Origin of the sequence: Rhizobium sp. CF142 (genome assembly GCF_000281145.1) — a bacterium.
In the GTDB taxonomy this organism is placed as follows: domain Bacteria; phylum Pseudomonadota; class Alphaproteobacteria; order Rhizobiales; family Rhizobiaceae; genus Rhizobium.
The window spans coordinates 19632-37949 of the sequence record NZ_AJWE01000124.1; the positions used below are offsets into that span (position 1 = coordinate 19632).

Genomic DNA, 18318 nt, shown 5'->3' on the forward strand with positions numbered 1-18318 from the left:
TAAAATAAAGGGGAGTGAGGCACTCAGCTTAGCTTGCCTGCATCGTCGAAAGCCTCGAAAGCGCCTTGTCATAACTGTGCTCGGCAAGATGGCGCATCAGATAGGTCCGAGCCCCCTCCGCTTTTCGCCTCGCACCATCAGAATCGGAATAGATGCTCTTCAGATGCGCTGCCGCGGCCACTGGCGAGGGATCGGCCCAGACGGCATTCTTGAGATCGGCAAATTCCGGATGGCTGTCGACGACGGGAATGAGCGACGGCTCGACCAGCCAGGTATTGTCGGGATCACAGAAATCGGCCGTGCCCGACCATCCTGTCGAGATGACGGGCGTGCGGTGCATGATCGCTTCAGCCACCGTCAGGCCGAAGCCCTCCGAGCGGTGCAGCGAAAGATAGGCATTGGAATCGCGGATAATGCCGTTGATCTCCGAACTCGCCAGATTGTCGGTAACGATCCGGATGTTGCGGTCGCCTTCCACGGACTGCATCAGTGCCCGAAGCGTCTCGTCCCTGGCCGGGTTGCCGCTCGCCTTCATCAGCAGGAAGGCATTGGGGCATTCGGCGCTGAAGAGCCTGAAGGCTTCGATCACCGCCTGCGGGTTCTTGCGGTTGATCGAGGAGCCGGCACTGAAGATGAACGATACGAGGAAAGCATCCTCGGCAATTCCGAATTTCTGCCTGATACCGTCAGCCGCCGGCCGCTCGGTAACAGGGTGCGGCACGACAATGACGGGTGCAGTCGTATGCGGCGCGATTGCTCGCCTGGTGAATTCAGAGGGAACGAAGACGGCGCTCATATAGTGCATGGCATTGCGCCATTCCGCCGGCACCACTTCAAGCTCCCAGGCCCAATAGCCGATGTTGAAGGCACGAGTGAAATTCCCGAGGCCTTTCTTCAGGATCGCGCGCGGCAGCATGGGCGGATTGAGATGCCATATGCGGCTTCCCGGCTGGCCGTCGGAAACCTGTGTAGATGCCCACCCCACCAGCTTGCCTTCATCCGGATGCGTGCTGACATCAGCCAGCATGATCTCACGGCCCGCCCGCGAAAGCGCACCAACGCAAAGTCGCGCGGATTCGCCTACACCCGCCGCCATCGACAGATAGCCGACAATCTCAACCGGCCGGCGCGGATTGAAGGCAAGCCGCGATTTGACGATAAGCCGCTGCAGTAGATGCCCGCGCACGCTCCGATAGACGCCCCGCAGAGCCTCTTCCGCCTGCACTCTGATGGTCATGACCGCTCCCTAGCCCTTAAAGCGCGAAACGGCGCGCGGCGCCGACGCTCCTGATTTCGCCTGCCGGCAATGCATCGCCATCAGTGCCCGCAGCGGCGATGAGCTTCACTCGCTTGGCAGGGCCCGGTGCCAGATGGAACCAGTCCTCTTCCGCCCGGTAGCCTTCGACATCGATATGGACAGATTGGGCCAGCCTGTCGGTCGCAAGCGTGATGAACCAATCATCGCCCTCACGCATGAAAGATGCCTCGATCGTCGCGTCGTGGAAGGCTTTGGCTCGGCCGCGCGGAAAATGGAAAGCCTGTGCGAGCAACGCTCCGTCCATCGTCGACCGCAGCCAGGCAACGCTGACGTCATGCGACGGCGCACCAAAACGGAAGGCATAGGTCGCATCGAAGAAGCCGCCGAAGAGATCGGTGCAAGCGATACGCTCCACGCTTCTCGGGTCGAGATTGAAAGCCTTGCTGCCGCTCGCGACCTGCTGGCGCCCCTCGCGCAGGCAGGCGACATCGAGTTCGACAGCGACCACCTTATCCGTTTCGTTGATGACGTGGACATAGAGGCCGTTCGTCCCCTCGTCCGTAAAAACCGCCTGCACCGGACGGAAGGCGCGGCGCATTGCATGCCAGACAGGCTTCGGCTCGCCGGTTGAGTCGATCACGCCCCAGCCGGGACCTGGCAACAGATCCTGCAGGGTCCAGACGAGCGCGCCATTACAGGACGATCCCTTGCGTCGCCATTCGGCAAAAGTCTCCTCCAGCACCTCGCTCGTCACAGCGCGCGAAAGATCGAGATAACGCTCGGGGTCTTCTCGACGGAGCATGGCCGCATCGAGATCGTAGAGAAGCCCGAGATAGAAATCTCTGATATCCTCGAAATCCCAGGAAGCACCGCGGTCGCGCGGCACCCGCTCTTTCCAGAGCGGACTGTGAACTGGGGGCACGTCGAGATGCCGTTGCAAGGTCCGCTGCTGCGGCACATGGGCAAAGGCGAGGCTTTCGGCCGCAAAGCGCACCTCGGCGCGGCGCGCATCCTCGAGTGGCCGCATATAGGCGCCGACGCCGTAATAATGCGTCACGCCGGCGTTGGGCGAAAAGGGCATCGCCCCGCCATAGGGCGAATTCGGCACATAGGGCACATCCGGCCGCATGCGCTGGCAGATCGCCGGGATGATCTCGTCGGTGATCGGCCCGCTCCAGAAATCCGGGGGCAGACCGAACATCGCCGCCTGCTGGTGGATTTCGCTGCCGCCGCAGAGCACGGCAAGCGAGGGCGAGAGCTGTACGCCATGCAGAAACTCTTCCACCTCGGCATGTACATGGCCGATAAAAGCCTTGTCATTCTTCGGATAGTCGAAATTGGCGAACATGAAGTCTTGCCAGACCATCAGCCCGAGCACATCGCAGAGCGCGAAAAAGTCAGGCGTTTCATAGGCCATGGTACCGCCGATGCGGATCATGTTCATGCCAGCCTCGGCAGCAAGCCGCAGGAAGGGCTCGTAATCGGCCCGCTCGCCAGGCAGCCGTGCGATATCGGCCGTTGTCCAGACCGCGCCGCGGCAGAAGACCTGCTCGCCGTTTATGACAAGCGCGAAATCATTGCCATCAGCGCCATGCTCAACCTCGATACGACGAAAGCCGGCTTTGCCCAGCGAATGTTCTTCGCCATCGATAACCAGCGTCACATCATAGAGATGCGGCACACCATGTGTATGCGGCCACCACGCCTCGATGTCGGAAAGCTTGAGAATCGCCGAATAATGCCGATCGCCGATCTTCTCGAAACCCTGCTCGGCGCCGGCGCAACGCAATAGCATCACCGGCTCTTCGCCAGCGGTATAAAGCGAAACGCTGAGTCGCCCCGCGCCGTTTTCCTCCAACACCGCGCGCACCGAAACATGATCGACCGAGGCCACGCCCCGGCGCACGAGCGAAATCTGCCGCCACGGCCCAACGGCATGGATCTCCGGACACCAGCCGGGCATATGCCCGAGCAGCGTGTTGCGGACATTCTTCAGCCCTTGAGGCGTAATCATCTGCGGTCGCCAGCGAGCACGCGGCCCGGGCTCCGACAGACGAGGGCCAAGCGCCCGGAAGCAGAGCGCCAGTTCATCACCGCCTGTCAGCGTAACCGGCATTTCGTGCGCAGTGAACATGCTCTCGGAAAAGAGGATTTCCTGGCCGTTGAGAAAAACATGGCAGATCGTCGCCAGCCCCTCAAAACGCAGGATCGCCTCACCCGGCTCCGTATCGAAGAGGCGGGTCAGGTACCAGGCGTCCTTGGTGTTCAGCGGCTGTGGATTTTCCCGGTCGAACAGCCCTGCTCTTTCGAGCGCCGCTGCAACGGTGCCGGGAACAGGTGCAGGAATGAACTGCGCCGAAAGATGGATGTCGTGGGGTGTCGCGCAGGCGCCAGGCTCGGTCAGAACCAGATTCCACCCTTCGGAAAGCAAGCTTTCCTCAGCCCCGATGCTTGCCAACCGCCCCCGCATGGTCAGATCTCCGGCTTCAGACTCGCTGCACGAGCGATGCCATCATCGAATCCCATGCATCGGCTGCCGGATCAAGTGCCGCTTTCAAAGGCTCGAACTTGCGGCGGGTGACGGCGCGGGCAAGCTGGAACTGAACCGACTTCGCCACTTCCGAGATACGGTGCGCCTCTTCGGCCGCAACACCAAACTCGCCGGCTGAAAGCCAGGTCAGATGATCGGCTGCGAGTTCGAAATTCGCACCCACCTGCCGCAGCGTGTTGAAGGCATATTTGTGGAAGAAACCGAAGGGCCGATCGGCTACTGCCTCGACCTGCAACGGAAAGACCTCGGCAAAAGCGCGGATCGGATTGGCGCTCGGGCGGCGATGGAAATGGAAGCCCAGGAGCCGACGCGAAACCTCGCGCAGATGTGCTTCGCCAACAGGGCGTTCCGGAAACTTGGCGAATTCCGTATAGGGCAGGAACGGCGCATCCTCATCCGTCAGATGGGACTGGAACAGCCCGTCAAAATCCTCGCCCTCGATGCGGAAATAGCCGGCATTATGGAAGTAGTCGACATGCTTTCCGGCAAAGTCCAGGCGGTTGATCGCAACCGTCGTCTTGCCATGTTCCTGCCGATAGGCGGTGCCGCGCGTATCCGGCATGTAGAAGGAATCCATCTCGATAAGGCAGAGCCGCCCGCGGGCGATCTGCACTTCGATATGCCGCTCGACGCGGTCGTAGATCGCAAGCTCGGTGGCGCGAATGCTGTAGAGCGCTTCGAGATCCTCCAGCGGCACCTTGAAGAAGGTGAACTGGTCGCCCTCGAAATCCTGCGTCAGCGTGAAACCGAGCATCGCCTCCGGCGCAACGCCGAATGTCGAGAGCACCTCGATCCAGAGATCGATGTAGCAATTGGTCTCCGGCCACATGCGCTCACCGGAATGCAGCGCATGCGGCTTGTAGGTATCGGGATCGACACCCGCAAAGACCGATGTCATCGCGCCGCTCAGCCCCACAGCACTTTCCGCACGTTTGCAGGCCATTCCTTCACGTCGAGGCCGTGGTGATGGAAGAGCGCGAGCGCAATGCGCTCCAGCCCGAAGCCGACGCAGGCGGTGTGGGCCACGCTGCCGTCTTCAAGGTTCAGGCCCCATTTCACGCCGAACGAGTCCTGATGGTAGTTGAAGCTCATGCAGGCTGTCGGGTTTGCCGACGACGTGATCGGGATCAGGAGCTCGAACTTCAGATTCTGGTCGCGCTGGTTGTTGACCATCATCTTGCCGGCGCGGCCGAAGAACGGATCGTTGGCAACGTCGATCGTCACGTCGAGGCCGACCTGCTTCATCATCTCGACGCCGCGATCCATCCAGCTCTGGCGGAAATCGGTCACATGCTGCTCCGTTCCCATGCAGACATATTCGCGCATACGGAAAAGCTGCTGGCGGGCCGGATCCTTGGAAGGCTCGTGGCGGAAGCAGTAGGACTGCAGGTCGAAGAGACCGCCCTTGGTCGGCAGGTTGCCGCGCTTGGCAACCGTCGGATAGAGCGGATAGCAAGCGGCCGGCGTCAGCACGATGTCGGTCGCCTTCTGGTCCTTGGTCCAGTCCTCGCCGACTTCCATGCACTGCAGCAGGCTCATATGGTCGAGTTCGGCACCGCAGAAGCTGTGCACCGTGCCGGCAAGCTGCGGAAAGCTCTTCATGTAGCCGCTCTTTTCGAAGAGCGCACGGTTCATGCCGGGCGGAAAACGCATCGCCTCGGCGCAATCGCCGCCGCCGAACTTGTCGATCAGCCGTTCAAAGGCGGCAATGACGTCTTCGAACTGGCCGCTGCGGCCGTAAAGACCGTCAACGCCGGTATCGATCAGCAGACCGGACTCGAAGAGCCGGTCCAGAAACGAGGTCTGCATATCCATGGCTTTACCCCAGTAGGCTAGTGTCCTGCTTATGGACAAGAAGCATGCTCGACGTATTGCCGAGGATGCGGTCGTTCGAAATCATGAGCTGTGCGGAATGGGCATCGCGCAGATGGCGTCCGAGGCTGAAGGGCGTACCGTTCTTGTAGCCCATGATGCCGCAGATCAGCATGGTATGATTGACGATTTCCAGGATCGTTTCCGAAGAGGCGATCTTGACGTTGTTCATCGCTACCGCAAAACCCATCGAGGAGAGCTTGTCGCCGTCAACCTTGGCATCCTCATAGGCCTTCAGGCCGGCAACAACGTTCGACTTCACCATCTGCAGAAGGTTGGAAACCTCCGCGAGGCGAAGCGCGCCGGGCGGAGTGGCATCGGGAGACTTCCGGGCAGCGGCACGCACGAAGGCCTGGGCACGGGAAACGGCATCGACCGCGATACCATACCAGACACCGCTCCAGAGCAGGTGCGAGGAGGCGAGCATCGACTGAGCAGCGATTTCAGCGAAGGGCTTCGGCAGGATCTGTGCGGCCGGCGCTTCACCCTTGAACAGGAAGCCGTCGGAGCAGGTACCGCGCATGCCGAGCGTGTTCCAGGCATGCGTCTTTTCGAGCGCATACTGATCCCTGAGGAAGGCAGTCAGTATCTGATCGGAAGAAGCGGCCTGCGGATGGCTGCGCGAGGTGATGAGGATGGCATCGGCATGCGAGCCATAGGAAATGACGGTCGCATCCTTTTGCAGCCTGCAGATATCGCCGTCGATTTCGATGGCGCAGATGCTGTTGCGCAGATTGCCGCCGATCCCACCTTCGGTGGTGGCGGAAGCGATCAGGAGCTGTTCGGCGACGATGCGGCGCATGAAGGCGCTGTGCCATTCGCTGTCAACGCCGTGTTCGACGAGGCTCGAAAGCTTGATCTGGTGCATGGCAAAGACCATCGCGCTTGCCGCGCAGGCCTGGCCGAGCATCGAGCACAATTCGGCGATCTGGGTGATGGAAGCGGCCTCGCCACCGAGATGGCGGGGGATCTGGATGCCGAGCAGGCGCTCGGCCTTCATCGCGTTGACGGCTTCCTGCGGGAACCGGCCCTCGAAATCGACGGCATCCGCATGTTTTGCCGCAATTTCGGCGACGCGGACAGCCCTTGCGACAAGGCTGTCTTCCGTGATCTTGACCGGGAAGTTCATCAGGCGACCTTTCGGCTATCCTGGATGAGATCGACCGTCTTGGTGATCGCCGAGATGCTGGCGAAGGACTTGCGGTTCAGGAGATTATCCGGAAATTCAATGTCGAACGCCTCTTCGATGCCAAGCATGAGCTGCACCGAGGCGAAGGACGTCAGACCCGCAGCGTAGAGATCCGCATCGTCGGCAACCTGATCAACCGGAACAGGAAGCTTACCGAACTTGGCTACGAGGTCGCGGATTGTCTTGTTCATCCCATTAACTCCAGATTTTCATGATCCTGAGCCGGCATTCATCGCCTTTTCATGGTAGTGCTTTTAGTGCGGAAAACAGAAAATTCCGCTAATGTAATTAGTTAAATATGACTATCACTCATACTTTGCATTTTATAAATCATGCCCGCTTGAGGCCTAATACTTCATTCCTATCAATAGTTTGATGTGGCCTGAGACGACCGGCAGCAAATGGCCTCGGCTATATCGAGTGCAGAAATGGTACGCCGGGAGCGCGCTTTTGCGTTAACCGGCAGGCGGATAGGAATGCTCGCCGCCGCGATAGTCCGAAACCGAGTAGCAGCCCTCCGCGGTCGTCTTCACAGCGCTCTCACCGATGACAGCCTTGCCGTAACCACCGGGAATATCGAGAATATAGGTCGGTTGGCAGAGACCAGAGATGCGGCCGCGAAGCGAGGCGACGATCTTCTGCCCCTCTTCTATCGACAGCCTGAAATGGCTGGTGCCGGGCGCAAGATCCGGATGATGCAGATAATAGGGTTTCACGCGCGTCTCGACGAAGGCCCGCATAAGTTCTGCCAGCACGTCGGGATCGTCATTGACGCCCTTCAGGAGCACCGACTGGCTGACCATGACGATGCCGGCATCGACGAGACGGGCGCAGGCGGCGCGTGCTTCAGTCGTCAGCTCACGCGGATGGTTGGCATGAAGCGCTATATAGATGGTCTTGCCGCTCGCTTTCAGCGCCGCGATCAATTCCGCATCGATCTTCTGCGGATCGACGACGGGCACGCGCGTATGAAAGCGCACGATCTTCACATGCTCGATCTCTGCAAGCTCAACGAGAATCTCACCAAGACGTCTTGGTGAGAGCACCAGCGGATCGCCGCCAGTCAGGATCACTTCCCAGATCTCGCCATGCCCGCGGATATAGTCGAAGGCTGCAGCCAGTGCTGAAGGATCGAGCGTGCCGAGCCCCTGCGGCCCCACCATCTCGCGCCGGAAGCAGAAGCGGCAATAGACCGGGCAGACATGCACGGCCTTCAACAGCACGCGGTCCGGATAGCGATGCACGATGCCCTCAACCGGGCTGTGCGCATGGTCCCCGATGGGGTCGGCCCGTTCCTCGGGCGTGGTGACGAGTTCCGCCGCATCGGGCACGAACTGCCGGGCAATCGGATCGGCCGGATCGGCATGATTGATCAGCCTCGCCATGGCAGGCGTCAGCGCGATGGCATAGCGCGCGGCGACCTCATCGAGCGCCAGCCGGTCGGCTTCCTCGATCAGCCCCGCCCTGACGAGATCGTCGACGCTCTTGATCGGACGCATGACATTCATCGGCCGTACTCCGCCACCGGCGCCCAGAGCACCTGATCGATCCGCGACGCACCTGTCGCCAGCATCACCAGCCGATCGAAGCCGAGCGCGATGCCGCTCGCTTCCGGCATGATCGCCAGCGCCGCCAGAAAATCCTCATCGAGCGGATAGGCCTCGCCATAGACCCGCATCTTCTCCGCCATCTCGATCTCGAAACGGCGCCGCTGCTCGGCGGCATTTGTCAGTTCGCCAAAGCCGTTGGCAAGCTCGACCCCGCAGGCATAGAGCTCGAAGCGCTCCGCTACGCGCGGATCGCGCGCCGAAGGCCGCGCAAGAGCCGCTTCTGAAACAGGATATTCGTCGAGAATGGTGACACGGCCGAAGCCGAGATGCGGCTCGACCTTCTCCACCAGCACCCGACTGAAGAGATCGGCCCAATGATCGTCATCGGCAACGCGCATGCCGACCCGCCGCATTTCGGCAGCCAGATGTTCGCGATCAGTCGAACCATCGGCGGAAACCGAAGCCAGAAGATCGATACCCGCGTGGCGGCTGAAAGCCTCCGCGACGCTCACCCGCTCCGGCCCGGCGAAGGGATCGCACTCGGCGCCGCGATAGGTGAGCCTTGCGGTTCCAACCGTTTCGGCGGCGAGCGCCAGCATGCGCACGCAATCCATCATCAGGCTTTCATAGCTTTCGCCCGCACGATACCATTCGAGCATGGTGAACTCAGGATGATGCAGCGGCCCACGCTCGCGGTTGCGATAGACATGCGCGAAGCAGGCGATGCGTTCTTCACCAGCGGCCAAAAGCTTCTTGCAGGCAAATTCCGGCGATGTGTGCAGGTAGAAGGGTGCAGCCTGTCCATCTGTCGTCAGAGCCTGTGTGGCAAAGGCATGCAGATGCGCCTCGTTGCCCGGAGAGACCTGCAGGGTGGCGGTATCGACCTCGATGAAATCCTCACGCGCGAAGTAACCGCGCAACGCTGCCTGGATCGCGTTGCGCCCCATGAGGAACGGACGGCGATCGGCATGTACGGCGGGGGTCCACCAGGGAGACGCTTTGGCGCTCGTGGGGTTCATTCAACGCTTTCCTCGCCGGATTCAGCCGGGATGGGGGTGGCTATTTCTGCGATTTTAGGTTAGTGCGCCCCGAAAGAAAAACATTTTGCGTCTTCAGGGCCATTCTGACTGTCCTCTACGACGCCGAAAGCCGACTTACAAGGAAGTCTTATGGTCAAGGTCATCGCCTCTTCGGTCCGCAAGGGCAACGTTCTCGATGTCGACGGCAAGCTCTATGTCGTTCTCACGGCTCAGAATTTCCACCCGGGCAAGGGCACGCCGGTCACCCAGGTCGACATGCGCCGCATCGTCGACGGTGTGAAGGTTTCCGAGCGTTGGCGCACCACCGAGCAGGTCGAGCGCGCCTTCGTCGAAGACGTCAACTTCCAGTACCTTTATGAAGACGGCGAAGGCTTCCACTTCATGAACCCGGCCACCTATGACCAGGTCGTCGTCGACGTTGACACCATGGGCGACCAGAAGGCCTTCCTCCAGGAAGGCATGACCTGCATCCTGTCGATCCACGAAGGTATTCCGCTGGCGCTCGAACTTCCGCGCCACGTCACCCTCGAGATCGTTGAGACCGAACCGGTCGTGAAGGGCCAGACGGCCTCCTCCTCCTACAAGCCGGCGATGCTCTCGAACGGCATCCGCACTTTGGTTCCGCCCCATATCGATGCCGGCACCCGCGTCGTCATCGCGACGGAAGACAATTCCTACGTCGAGCGCGCCAAGAACTGATTGCATCAGTTTCCAGACATTCGGACGGCCTGAAGCAACCGCTTCGGGCCGTTTTCATTTGATCGGAAATACTCATTCGCTTCCGGCAGCGCCAATAGAGAAAGACTGGCAAAAAAGCCGGCCTCCTGCTCAGAGATGCGGGTTACGCGGCCGGTATTTCTTCACTAGCTTCTGATTGATTTCTGCAGCGCCCGGCATGTTGGCGCTGAGATAAACGGGCGCATCGCCTGATTTCGAAAGCTCGGAGGCGACATCCGCAAAGATGGCATTGATGACGGTGACGCCCACCGCCGTCGAGACCGGCCCGACCCGGAGGCCCGTGCCATCGAGATCAAGAACGGCGTCACCCGGTGGCAACCCATTATCCAGAACCACGTCGGCCACATCGGCAAGCCGCCGGCGCCCATTGGCGATCGCCGTCGAATAGGCGATCGAGGTGATGGCGATCACCTTGGCGCCGATCTCGCGCGCATAGTCGGCCGCCTCGATCGGCGCGGCATTCACGCCTGAATTGGAGGCGATGATGATGACATCGCCCGGCTGCATGCCGTAACGCTCCAGCATTGGCCGCACCAAGCCCCGCGTGCGCTCATAGACCGAGCTGATGACCGCACCCTCATGCAGCATGGCCGAGCCGACGAGAACGGGCACCGTGAAGGCAAGTCCGCCGGCGCGGTAATGCACCTCTTCCGCCAGCATATGTGAATGGCCGGTGCCGAAGACATAGACACGCTTGTCGCCGCGGGCAGCCTCGAGGATCGCGGCGGCGGCCTGCGCCATTGGTTCGGCCAGCGCTCGCTTCAACTCTTCCAGCCGGCCGATCAGATTGGAGAAATAGGCGTCCGTGATGTCACTCATCCGCCGCTCCCTTCAAGCCGCTTCGCCGTTTAGCCAGGTCGCCGTCACTTCGATCGCATCGGTGAAATGCACGAGATCGGCACGCGCGCCCGGCGAAAGATGACCGCGATCGGCAAGCCGCAGAAAACGCGCCGGATAGAGCGTCGCCATCCTGAGCGCTTCGGCAAGTGTCAGCTCCAGATAGGTGACGCCGTAGCGGATCGTCGAAGCCATATCGACGTCCGAGCCTGCCAGAGTGCCGTCCGAGAGCACGAGCTTCGAACAGAAGCCGCCCCTTTCGCGCCGCACGGTGCGGCCGTTCAGCGTGAACGTATCCATCTGCGAGCCGACCAGCGACATGGCGTCGGTCACAAAGAAAAGCTTGCCCTCGCCGCGCTTGGCACGCAGCGCCGTGCGCAACGCCTTCGGATCGACGTGATGTCCATCGGCGATGATGCCGCACCAGACCGCCGGATGATCGATCGCAGCACCAACGAGGCCTGGCGCGCGGTGCGCCAGCTGGCTCATGGCGTTGAAGAGATGCGTCACGCCGCGAGCCCCGGCATCGAAGCGGGCTTCCGCCGCCTCGCTGGTGCTGTCGGAATGGCCGATGCTGACGATGACACCAGCTTCGCTCAGTTCACGCACCTGCGAAACTGTCACCTGCTCCGCCGCCATGGTGACGAGTAGCGTGCCGATGGCCTCGCGCGCGGCGATAAAGCCCTTGACGTCCTTGTCCTCGACCGGGCGCATCAGCTCGGCGAGATGCGCACCCTTGCGCGCCGGCGCCAGATGCGGACCTTCCAGATGCAGGCCAGCAACGCCGCGGTTGGTCTTCACCGCAATCTTCGCCGCTTCGATCGCGGCAGCCGTCGCTTCTGCCGTATCGGTGATGAGCGTCGGCAGCAGCGCCGTCGTTCCATACGGCCGATGCCCATCGGCGATCATATACATCGAACCCGGCGATGGCTCATCGTTCAGCATGCGGCCGCCGCCACCATTGACCTGTGCATCGATGAAGCCGGCAGACAGAACGCCGCCTGCCAGTGTCACGAGTTCACCCTCGGGTAGATCACTCAGGCCGACGATCGCCTCGACGCGTCCATCCTTAACGATCAGCGCCCGCTCGTCATGGAAGCGTTCGCCATCGAAGATACGCGCGCCGGTGAAGATCTTGCGGGTCATCAGACGGTCTCCGTCACCTTGAGAAGGTTGGCCGGCTTGTCCGGATCAAAGCCCTTCCGGCGGGTGACGGACTCGATCAGGCGATAGTAGACGAGCAGCGAAACTAGGGGATCGACAAGACCGTTGCCGGTCGTCGGAACCTGCAGATTGACGCCGGCGAGCGGCTTTGTCGAGAAGGGCACGGTGGTAGCGCCAAGCTTCTGCAGACGCTCTAGCGCCTTTACATTGTTGTCGTAGGCGGCATCTTCAGGCACAAAACCGATGATCGGGAAACCCGGCTGGACCAGGCGCATCGGGCCGTGCATCAGTTCCGCAAGAGAGAAGGCCTCCGCGTGAAGACCAGCCGTCTCCTTGGCCTTCAGTGCAGCCTCGAGAGCGATGGCGAAAGCCGTGCCGCGGCCGCCGGTATAAAGCGAGGCGGCGTTGAACAGAACATCCTCGGCTGCCTTGGTTTCGATGCCGGACGTCGCGGAAAGAGCGGACGGAAGTTTCTCAAGCGCCGCCTGCAGATCGGCCTTGCCGCCGATCGCAGCCGTCACGCCGGCGAGCGCGGCGACAGATGCGATGAAGGATTTGGTCGCCGCAACGCTCTTTTCAGCACCGGCATTGAGGCCGAGAACGAGATCGGCCTGCTTGGCGAGCGGGCTGTCAGTGACATTGACGACGGCAATCGTCGTCGCCCCGCCCTTCTTGGCCGCTTCCTGCAGCGCCACGATGTCAGGACTCGCGCCCGACTGTGAAACGGTGAAATGGATGCCGCCCTTCAGATGCAGGGGAGCACCATAAACGGAGGCAATAGACGGGCCGATCGAGGCGACCGGCACGCCACAGGTAATCTCGAACAGATATTTGAAGAAGGTCGCCGCATGGTCGGAAGAACCACGCGCCGCCGTCGTCACGACGCTCGGGCGGGCGGACGAGAATAGCCGGGCGATTTCTGCGAAGACCGGCTTTTCCTTTTCGAGCAGGGTGGCGACCACTTCGGGCGACTGGCCCGCCTCCTGCAGCATCAACGACTGGTTCTCACTCATAGGTCATCTCCAATTCTCAGTTCGGCGACGAAATCATAGGCGTCACCACGATAATGCGATCGGGTGTATTCAACGACGCGCTGGTCTTCCAGGCGTGAAACGCGTTCGATCAGAAGTGCCGGCGCACCGGCCTTGACATCGAGGATAGCCGCCGATGAAGGATCGAGCGTGACGGCCGTCAGTCGCTGCATGGCGCGTACCGGCTTGTGGCCGCTCTGGGCAAGCGCGTCATAGAGCGAGCCTTCGCCGCCGGCATCCTCGCCTAGAAACTTGACCGGCACGACGGCGCGTTCGATGGCGAGGGGCAGGCCGTCAGCCAGACGAAGGCGGTCGAGCCGCAGCACAGGCTCATCGACACCGAGGCCGAGCAGGAAGGATTCTTCGGGAGACGGATTGTTGATGGTACGCGACAGGATCTTCGCTGCCGGCGAGCGCCCACGCGAGCGCATGTCCGCCGAGAAGGAGGAAAGCCGCCATAGCGACTGCTCCATGCGCTCCACCTTGCTGGAAACGAAGGTGCCGCTGCCGTGGCGCGATTCCAGCGCACCCGATGTCATGAGATCGCGATAGGCTGTCCGAACCGTCACGCGGCCAAGCTTCAAGGCTTCCGCCAGATCGCGCTCGCCGGGCAACGCTGTTCCGGGCTTCAGCAGACCTTCCTGAATGAGGCCTGTGAGCGCCAGCGCCAGCCGCTTGTAAAGCGGCCCCGTTGCCGCCTCATCGCGCAGCCCACGGCCATTCAGTTCCGCTATCAGACTGGTTCTATCCATGGACACATAATAGAACCTATTTAGAACCAATCGGCAAGTCGGATTCGCTTCACCAAAAAGAAAAACCCTCGCGGGACACCGCGAGGGTTTTCATTGATCCTGACAGGATGGCTGAACTCAGTTCTTCGTGAAGATGTAATCCGTTTCCTGCCGCAGTACCTCACCTGGACGCAGAACCGCGTTCGGAAAATCCGCGTGATTGATGGCGTCAGGCCAGATCTGCGTTTCCAGGCAGAAACCTGCGAATGGCCCATACTTGCGGCCACCGAGACCCGGCACCGGCACGCCGAGCTTGAAGCCGGCATAGAACTGTACGCCAGGCTCGGTCGTGCGCACTTCCAGCGAAACGCCGGAATGCAAGCTGCGGGCAAGTACGACGGAGCGCTTGGCCGTGCGCTCGCTCGAGAAGCAGAAATTATGGTCGTAGAGCGCCTGCTCCTGCTCGGCGAAACGCTTCATCGGCGCCATCGCGCGGAAATCGAACGCGGTGCCCTCGACAGAGCGGATCTCGCCGGTCGGTATCTGCTTCTCATTGGTCGGCAGATAGTGGTCGGCAGCGATCATGATGTCATGCGCCAGCGCATCCTCCCGGCCATCGAGATTGAAATAGGAGTGCTGGCAGACATTGGCGATCGTCGGCTGGTCCGTCGTCGTCTCGTAATTGACGGAAAGCTCGCCATTGCCATGCACGCGATAGGTCGCCTGGACCGTGCAGTTGCCGGGATAACCGGCGCGGCCATCGGGATCGACGATCTTCAGCACGACACGGTCGGTCTCATGCTCGACGATCGTCCAAACGAGCGTACCGATATTGTTGCTGCCGCCGTGAAGATGCGTGACACCCTTCTCGTTCAATTCGAGCTGGTAGTCCTTGCCGTCGAGTGTGAACTTGCCGTCGCCGATGCGGTTGGCACAGCGTCCCGGCGTAGCGCCGAAGAAAGGCGAATGCGCGAGGTAGCTGCCTAAATCCTCGAAGCCGAGCACCAGCGGGGCATTATGGCTCTCGAGCCTGATATCCTGGATCACTGCGCCCCAGCTCAACACCTTGACCGTCAGTCCGCCGCCGCGGATGACGACGCGATGGACGGTCTCCCCGTCCTTCGTCTGTCCGAAAACTTCCCGTTCCAACTTGTCCGCCATGATCGACGCTCACTCCATCCCTAGAATTCTGGAACCGGAACCTGCCCCCATTCGCCGCAAACCGCAACCGGGCAGTGCCGGAAAACAAAACGCCGTCGCATTTCTGCGACGGCGTTATTTCTAAACCAGACCGGTGACGCTCAGATGTCCGAGCCGATCTCTTCGATATCGTAGGGCGTCGTCTGGTAGATCTCATTGATCCAGTTGCCGAAAAGCAGATGCGCATGGCTGCGCCAGCGGTTCTGCGGCGCGAGCGCCGGATCGTTATGCGGGAAGTAATTGTGCGGCATCTTGATCGGCACGCCGGCATTCACGTCGCGGAAATATTCGTCCGAAAGAGACGTGGAATCATATTCGACGTGATTGAAGATATAAAGCCGCCGACCCTTTGGCTCGTGGACGAGACAGACGCCCATCTCGCTCGATTCCATCAGGATCTCGAGGCCGTCGACCTTCTCGATGTCGGCCCGGCGCACCTCGGTCCAGCGCGACACCGGAACCTCGAAATTATCAGAGAAACCGTTGAGATAAACGGAAGAGGGTTTGAGATTGCGGTGACGGTAGACGCCGAAGGCCTTTTCCTTCAGTTCATACTTCGGCACGCCGTGGAAATGATAAATCCCTGCCATCGCACCCCAGCAGACATTCATGGTCGAATGGACGTTTGTCTGCGTCCAGTCGAAAATCTGCTGCATTTCCTTCCAATAGGTAACGTCCTCGTAAGGCAGCGTCTCGATCGGCGCACCCGTGATGATGAAGCCGTCAAACTTGCGGTGCTTCACTTCCTCCCAGGTCTGGTAGAAGGCGAGCAGATGTTCTTCAGAAGTATTCTTGGCCTTGTGGTTGCCGACACGGACCAACGAGAATTCCACCTGCAGCGGCGAAGCGCCGACCAGGCGCGCCATCTGCACTTCGGTCTTGATCTTGTTCGGCATGAGGTTGAGCAGCCCGATCTGCAGCGGGCGGATATCCTGGCGGATCGCCACCGTTTCGGTCATCACCCGCACGCCCTCGTTCACGAGGGTTTCGAAGGCGGGCAGCGTATCGGGAATCTTGATGGGCATTGCGGTCAACTCGATCAAAATAAAAAACCGGCGGCGAAAGAATCGCTACCGGTCCGCACGCGGCCCTTTAGCGACTTATTTAACGTGGCTGCAAGCCGGCCGGCCAAATCACCACGAGCCATCTTAATTAGCGCCAGTCGCGCTGCGAATCAACTGTCAATAGAGACAGCTGCACAAACCATCACGCTTTCTTTATGGGTGGTGGAATCTGTTGATGGACCAGTAACGCCCCCATGTTATTAATGGTGTGATGGGCGATTTTGGAAAAAAATAATGAAAAATGACGTAAAAGGAGGGAAGGGCATCCAGAGTCAGGACCGGGTGGGGTATGATCTCAGCCTGACATATCGGCTTGGAGTGATGTTCTCCGCATTCTGGAATTCGCAGGTCCGCGGCAAAGTCGTCGCGCTCGCGGTTCTGCTTGTCATTATCATCCTGGCAACCGCCTACGGACAGGTGATCCTCAACGAATGGAACGCCCCCTTCTACGATTCCCTCGAGCGTCGTGATCTCGGCGAGTTCTTCCGCCAGCTCGAAGTCTTCGCGATGATCGCTGGCGCGCTGTTGCTGCTAAACGTGCTGCAGGCATGGCTGAATCAGATGACGGCCCTCTACATGCGCGAAGGCCTCTCGCGCGATCTCGTCGATCAGTGGCTGGAGCGCAAGCGCGCCCTCAAGCTCTCCACCATCGGCATCCTCGGCGTTAACCCGGACCAGCGCCTTCACGAAGATTCCCGCAATCTTGCCGAAAGCACTACCAACCTCGCTCTCGGCCTCTTGCAATCGACCATCCTGCTCGTCAGTTTCATCGGCGTCTTGTGGGAACTTTCGAGCGGCTTCATCTTCCATATCAGCGGCCACAGCTTCACCATCCCCGGCTACATGGTCTGGGCGGCGATCTTCTACGCCGCATCGGCCTCGCTATTGAGCCAGGTCGTTGGCCGCAAGCTCGTCAAGCTCAATGCCGACCGGTTCTCGAAGGAAGCCGAACTGCGCTTTGCGCTGATGCATGCCAACGAGAACATGCCGGCGATAACAGTGGCGCGCGGCGAAGAGAACGAGCGCAAGCGCATCAACGGCGATATCAGCAACGTCCTTACCGTGATCAAGCGGCTCGCCATGGCCAATACCAACTTGACCTGGGTCTCGGCGGGTTATGGCTGGCTGGTTATCGTTATCCCGATCATTGTTGCAGCCCCCGCTTATTTCTCCGGCGGGCTCACTTTCGGCCAGCTGATGATGTCGGTTGGCGCCTTCAACCAGGTCAATACGGCGCTGCGCTGGTATGTCGCCAACTTCGGCCCGATTGCCGAATGGCGCGCCACGCTGATGCGCGTCACCGATTTCCGCCAGGCGCTTCAGGAGATGGATGACGGCTTCGATTTGAAGGACGCAATCGTCTACGAGGAAACCGCGCCCGACAGGTTGACGCTGAAGGATATCGTCATCATGGCCAAGCTTGGCGAGGATATCGATGATTGCGGCGGCTTCCAGATGCGTGAAACGGATGTGACGATCAGGGCCGGCGAAAAGGTCATGATCAACGGCGATCACAGCGTGAACCGCCGCCTGCTCTTCCAGGCCATGGCCGGCCTCTGGCCCTGCGGCAAAGGCACAATAGGCCTGCCGCCGATTGACGACATCCTGTTCATCCCTCAGGTTGCCTATGTGCCGGGCGGAACGCTGCGCGAGGCAATCGCATTCCCCGAAAAACCCGAAGCCTATGACACGGCGGCCATCGAAGCTGCGCTTGAGGCTGCCGGCTTGCATTCGCTGGTCGCCCGCCTCGATAGCCGCGCGCGCTGGGACAAGCTTCTCGATGCCGATGAACAGAAGGCAATCGGCTTTGCGCGCCTGCTCCTCGTCAAGCCGCGCTGGGTCGTCTTCGACGAAGTGCTTGAAGGCATGGAGCCGGAATGGCAGCGCACGATGACGAAGCTGCTTACTACGATGCCGGACACCGGCATGATCTACATCGGCCGCTCGGAGACCTATCTGGAATCGCTGCATCCGCGCACACTGCACCTGCTGGCGCTGCCTTCGAAATCCAATGAAGAACCGGTAGCGTCCGTTGCAGGATCGAGCGCCGCAGCAGCTCCTGCCCCGGCGCTCTGATCAATTCCAGTAGAAGA

The 18318-nt window shown here is 60.6% G+C and carries 16 protein-coding genes and 1 riboswitch; of the genes, 2 read left to right on the top strand and 14 right to left on the bottom strand.

Going from position 1 to position 18318, the window contains the following annotated elements:
- Window positions 1-28: 28 nt before the first annotated feature.
- The 8 genes from PMI11_RS31055 to epmA form a co-directional block, all read right to left on the bottom strand.
- Entirely contained in the window at window positions 29-1207 is a 1179-nt protein-coding gene (locus PMI11_RS31055) for a glycosyltransferase family 4 protein (protein ID WP_037072541.1), read from the bottom strand.
- Window positions 1208-1253: 46 nt separating this feature from the next.
- Window positions 1254-3728 carry a glycosyl hydrolase 2 galactose-binding domain-containing protein gene (locus tag PMI11_RS31060; RefSeq protein WP_007825401.1) on the bottom strand — a complete coding sequence of 825 codons (2475 nt, stop codon included), beginning with the start codon at window positions 3726-3728 and terminating at the stop codon, window positions 1254-1256.
- 16 nt (window positions 3729-3744) lie between these two features.
- Window positions 3745-4725: a DUF1839 family protein gene (locus PMI11_RS31065; protein ID WP_193385637.1), complete on the bottom strand. Its 981-nt coding sequence runs from the start codon at window positions 4723-4725 to the stop codon at window positions 3745-3747.
- Complete coding sequence (locus PMI11_RS31070) at window positions 4716-5624, bottom strand: amino acid--[acyl-carrier-protein] ligase (RefSeq protein ID WP_037072536.1); 909 nt, start codon at window positions 5622-5624, stop codon at window positions 4716-4718. Before PMI11_RS31070 ends, PMI11_RS31065 begins: the two co-directional genes overlap by 10 nt.
- Window positions 5625-5628: 4 nt before the next feature.
- Window positions 5629-6810, bottom strand: a complete 1182-nt coding sequence (locus tag PMI11_RS31075) for an acyl-CoA dehydrogenase family protein (RefSeq protein ID WP_007825405.1) — start codon at window positions 6808-6810, stop codon at window positions 5629-5631.
- Window positions 6810-7061 (bottom strand): acyl carrier protein, encoded by a 252-nt coding sequence (locus PMI11_RS31080; protein WP_007825406.1) that lies wholly within the window; start codon window positions 7059-7061, stop codon window positions 6810-6812. The genes PMI11_RS31075 and PMI11_RS31080 overlap by 1 nt, the downstream gene beginning before the upstream one ends.
- Before the next feature lie 264 nt (window positions 7062-7325).
- On the bottom strand, window positions 7326-8378 hold the full coding sequence (locus PMI11_RS31085) for a lysine-2,3-aminomutase-like protein (protein ID WP_007825407.1): 1053 nt from the start codon (window positions 8376-8378) through the stop codon (window positions 7326-7328).
- Window positions 8375-9439, bottom strand: a complete 1065-nt coding sequence (epmA, locus tag PMI11_RS31090; protein WP_007825408.1) for an EF-P lysine aminoacylase EpmA — start codon at window positions 9437-9439, stop codon at window positions 8375-8377. The genes PMI11_RS31085 and epmA overlap by 4 nt, the downstream gene beginning before the upstream one ends.
- A 150-nt stretch (window positions 9440-9589) precedes the next feature.
- Between epmA and efp the strand changes: the two genes are divergently transcribed.
- The gene (gene efp, locus PMI11_RS31095) at window positions 9590-10159 is read left to right on the top strand and encodes an elongation factor P (protein WP_007825409.1); all 570 of its coding nucleotides are present in this window, start codon (window positions 9590-9592) and stop codon (window positions 10157-10159) included.
- A gap of 129 nt (window positions 10160-10288) precedes the next feature.
- Here efp and PMI11_RS31100 read toward each other — a convergent pair whose 3' ends face one another.
- From PMI11_RS31100 to metA, 6 genes are all read right to left on the bottom strand, one after another.
- The gene (locus PMI11_RS31100) at window positions 10289-11017 is read right to left on the bottom strand and encodes an SIS domain-containing protein (RefSeq protein WP_007825410.1); all 729 of its coding nucleotides are present in this window, start codon (window positions 11015-11017) and stop codon (window positions 10289-10291) included.
- Window positions 11018-11029: 12 nt separating this feature from the next.
- Window positions 11030-12181, bottom strand: a complete 1152-nt coding sequence (gene nagA / locus PMI11_RS31105; protein WP_007825411.1) for an N-acetylglucosamine-6-phosphate deacetylase — start codon at window positions 12179-12181, stop codon at window positions 11030-11032.
- Window positions 12181-13212, bottom strand: a complete 1032-nt coding sequence (locus PMI11_RS31110; RefSeq protein ID WP_007825414.1) for an SIS domain-containing protein — start codon at window positions 13210-13212, stop codon at window positions 12181-12183. The genes nagA and PMI11_RS31110 overlap by 1 nt, the downstream gene beginning before the upstream one ends.
- Window positions 13209-13982 carry a GntR family transcriptional regulator gene (locus PMI11_RS31115; RefSeq protein WP_007825416.1) on the bottom strand — a complete coding sequence of 258 codons (774 nt, stop codon included), beginning with the start codon at window positions 13980-13982 and terminating at the stop codon, window positions 13209-13211. The genes PMI11_RS31110 and PMI11_RS31115 overlap by 4 nt, the downstream gene beginning before the upstream one ends.
- Before the next feature lie 117 nt (window positions 13983-14099).
- Complete coding sequence (locus PMI11_RS31120; protein ID WP_007825418.1) at window positions 14100-15122, bottom strand: aldose epimerase family protein; 1023 nt, start codon at window positions 15120-15122, stop codon at window positions 14100-14102.
- Window positions 15123-15262: 140 nt separating this feature from the next.
- A complete protein-coding gene (gene metA / locus PMI11_RS31125; RefSeq protein ID WP_007825420.1) occupies window positions 15263-16186 on the bottom strand; it encodes a homoserine O-acetyltransferase MetA in 924 nt (307 codons plus the stop codon).
- A gap of 47 nt (window positions 16187-16233) precedes the next feature.
- A riboswitch (SAM riboswitch) is annotated at window positions 16234-16311 on the bottom strand.
- A gap of 148 nt (window positions 16312-16459) precedes the next feature.
- On the opposite strand from metA, the gene PMI11_RS31130 reads away from it, so the two are divergent.
- On the top strand, window positions 16460-18301 hold the full coding sequence (locus tag PMI11_RS31130; RefSeq protein WP_007825422.1) for an ABC transporter ATP-binding protein/permease: 1842 nt from the start codon (window positions 16460-16462) through the stop codon (window positions 18299-18301).
- Window positions 18302-18318: the final 17 nt, after the last annotated feature.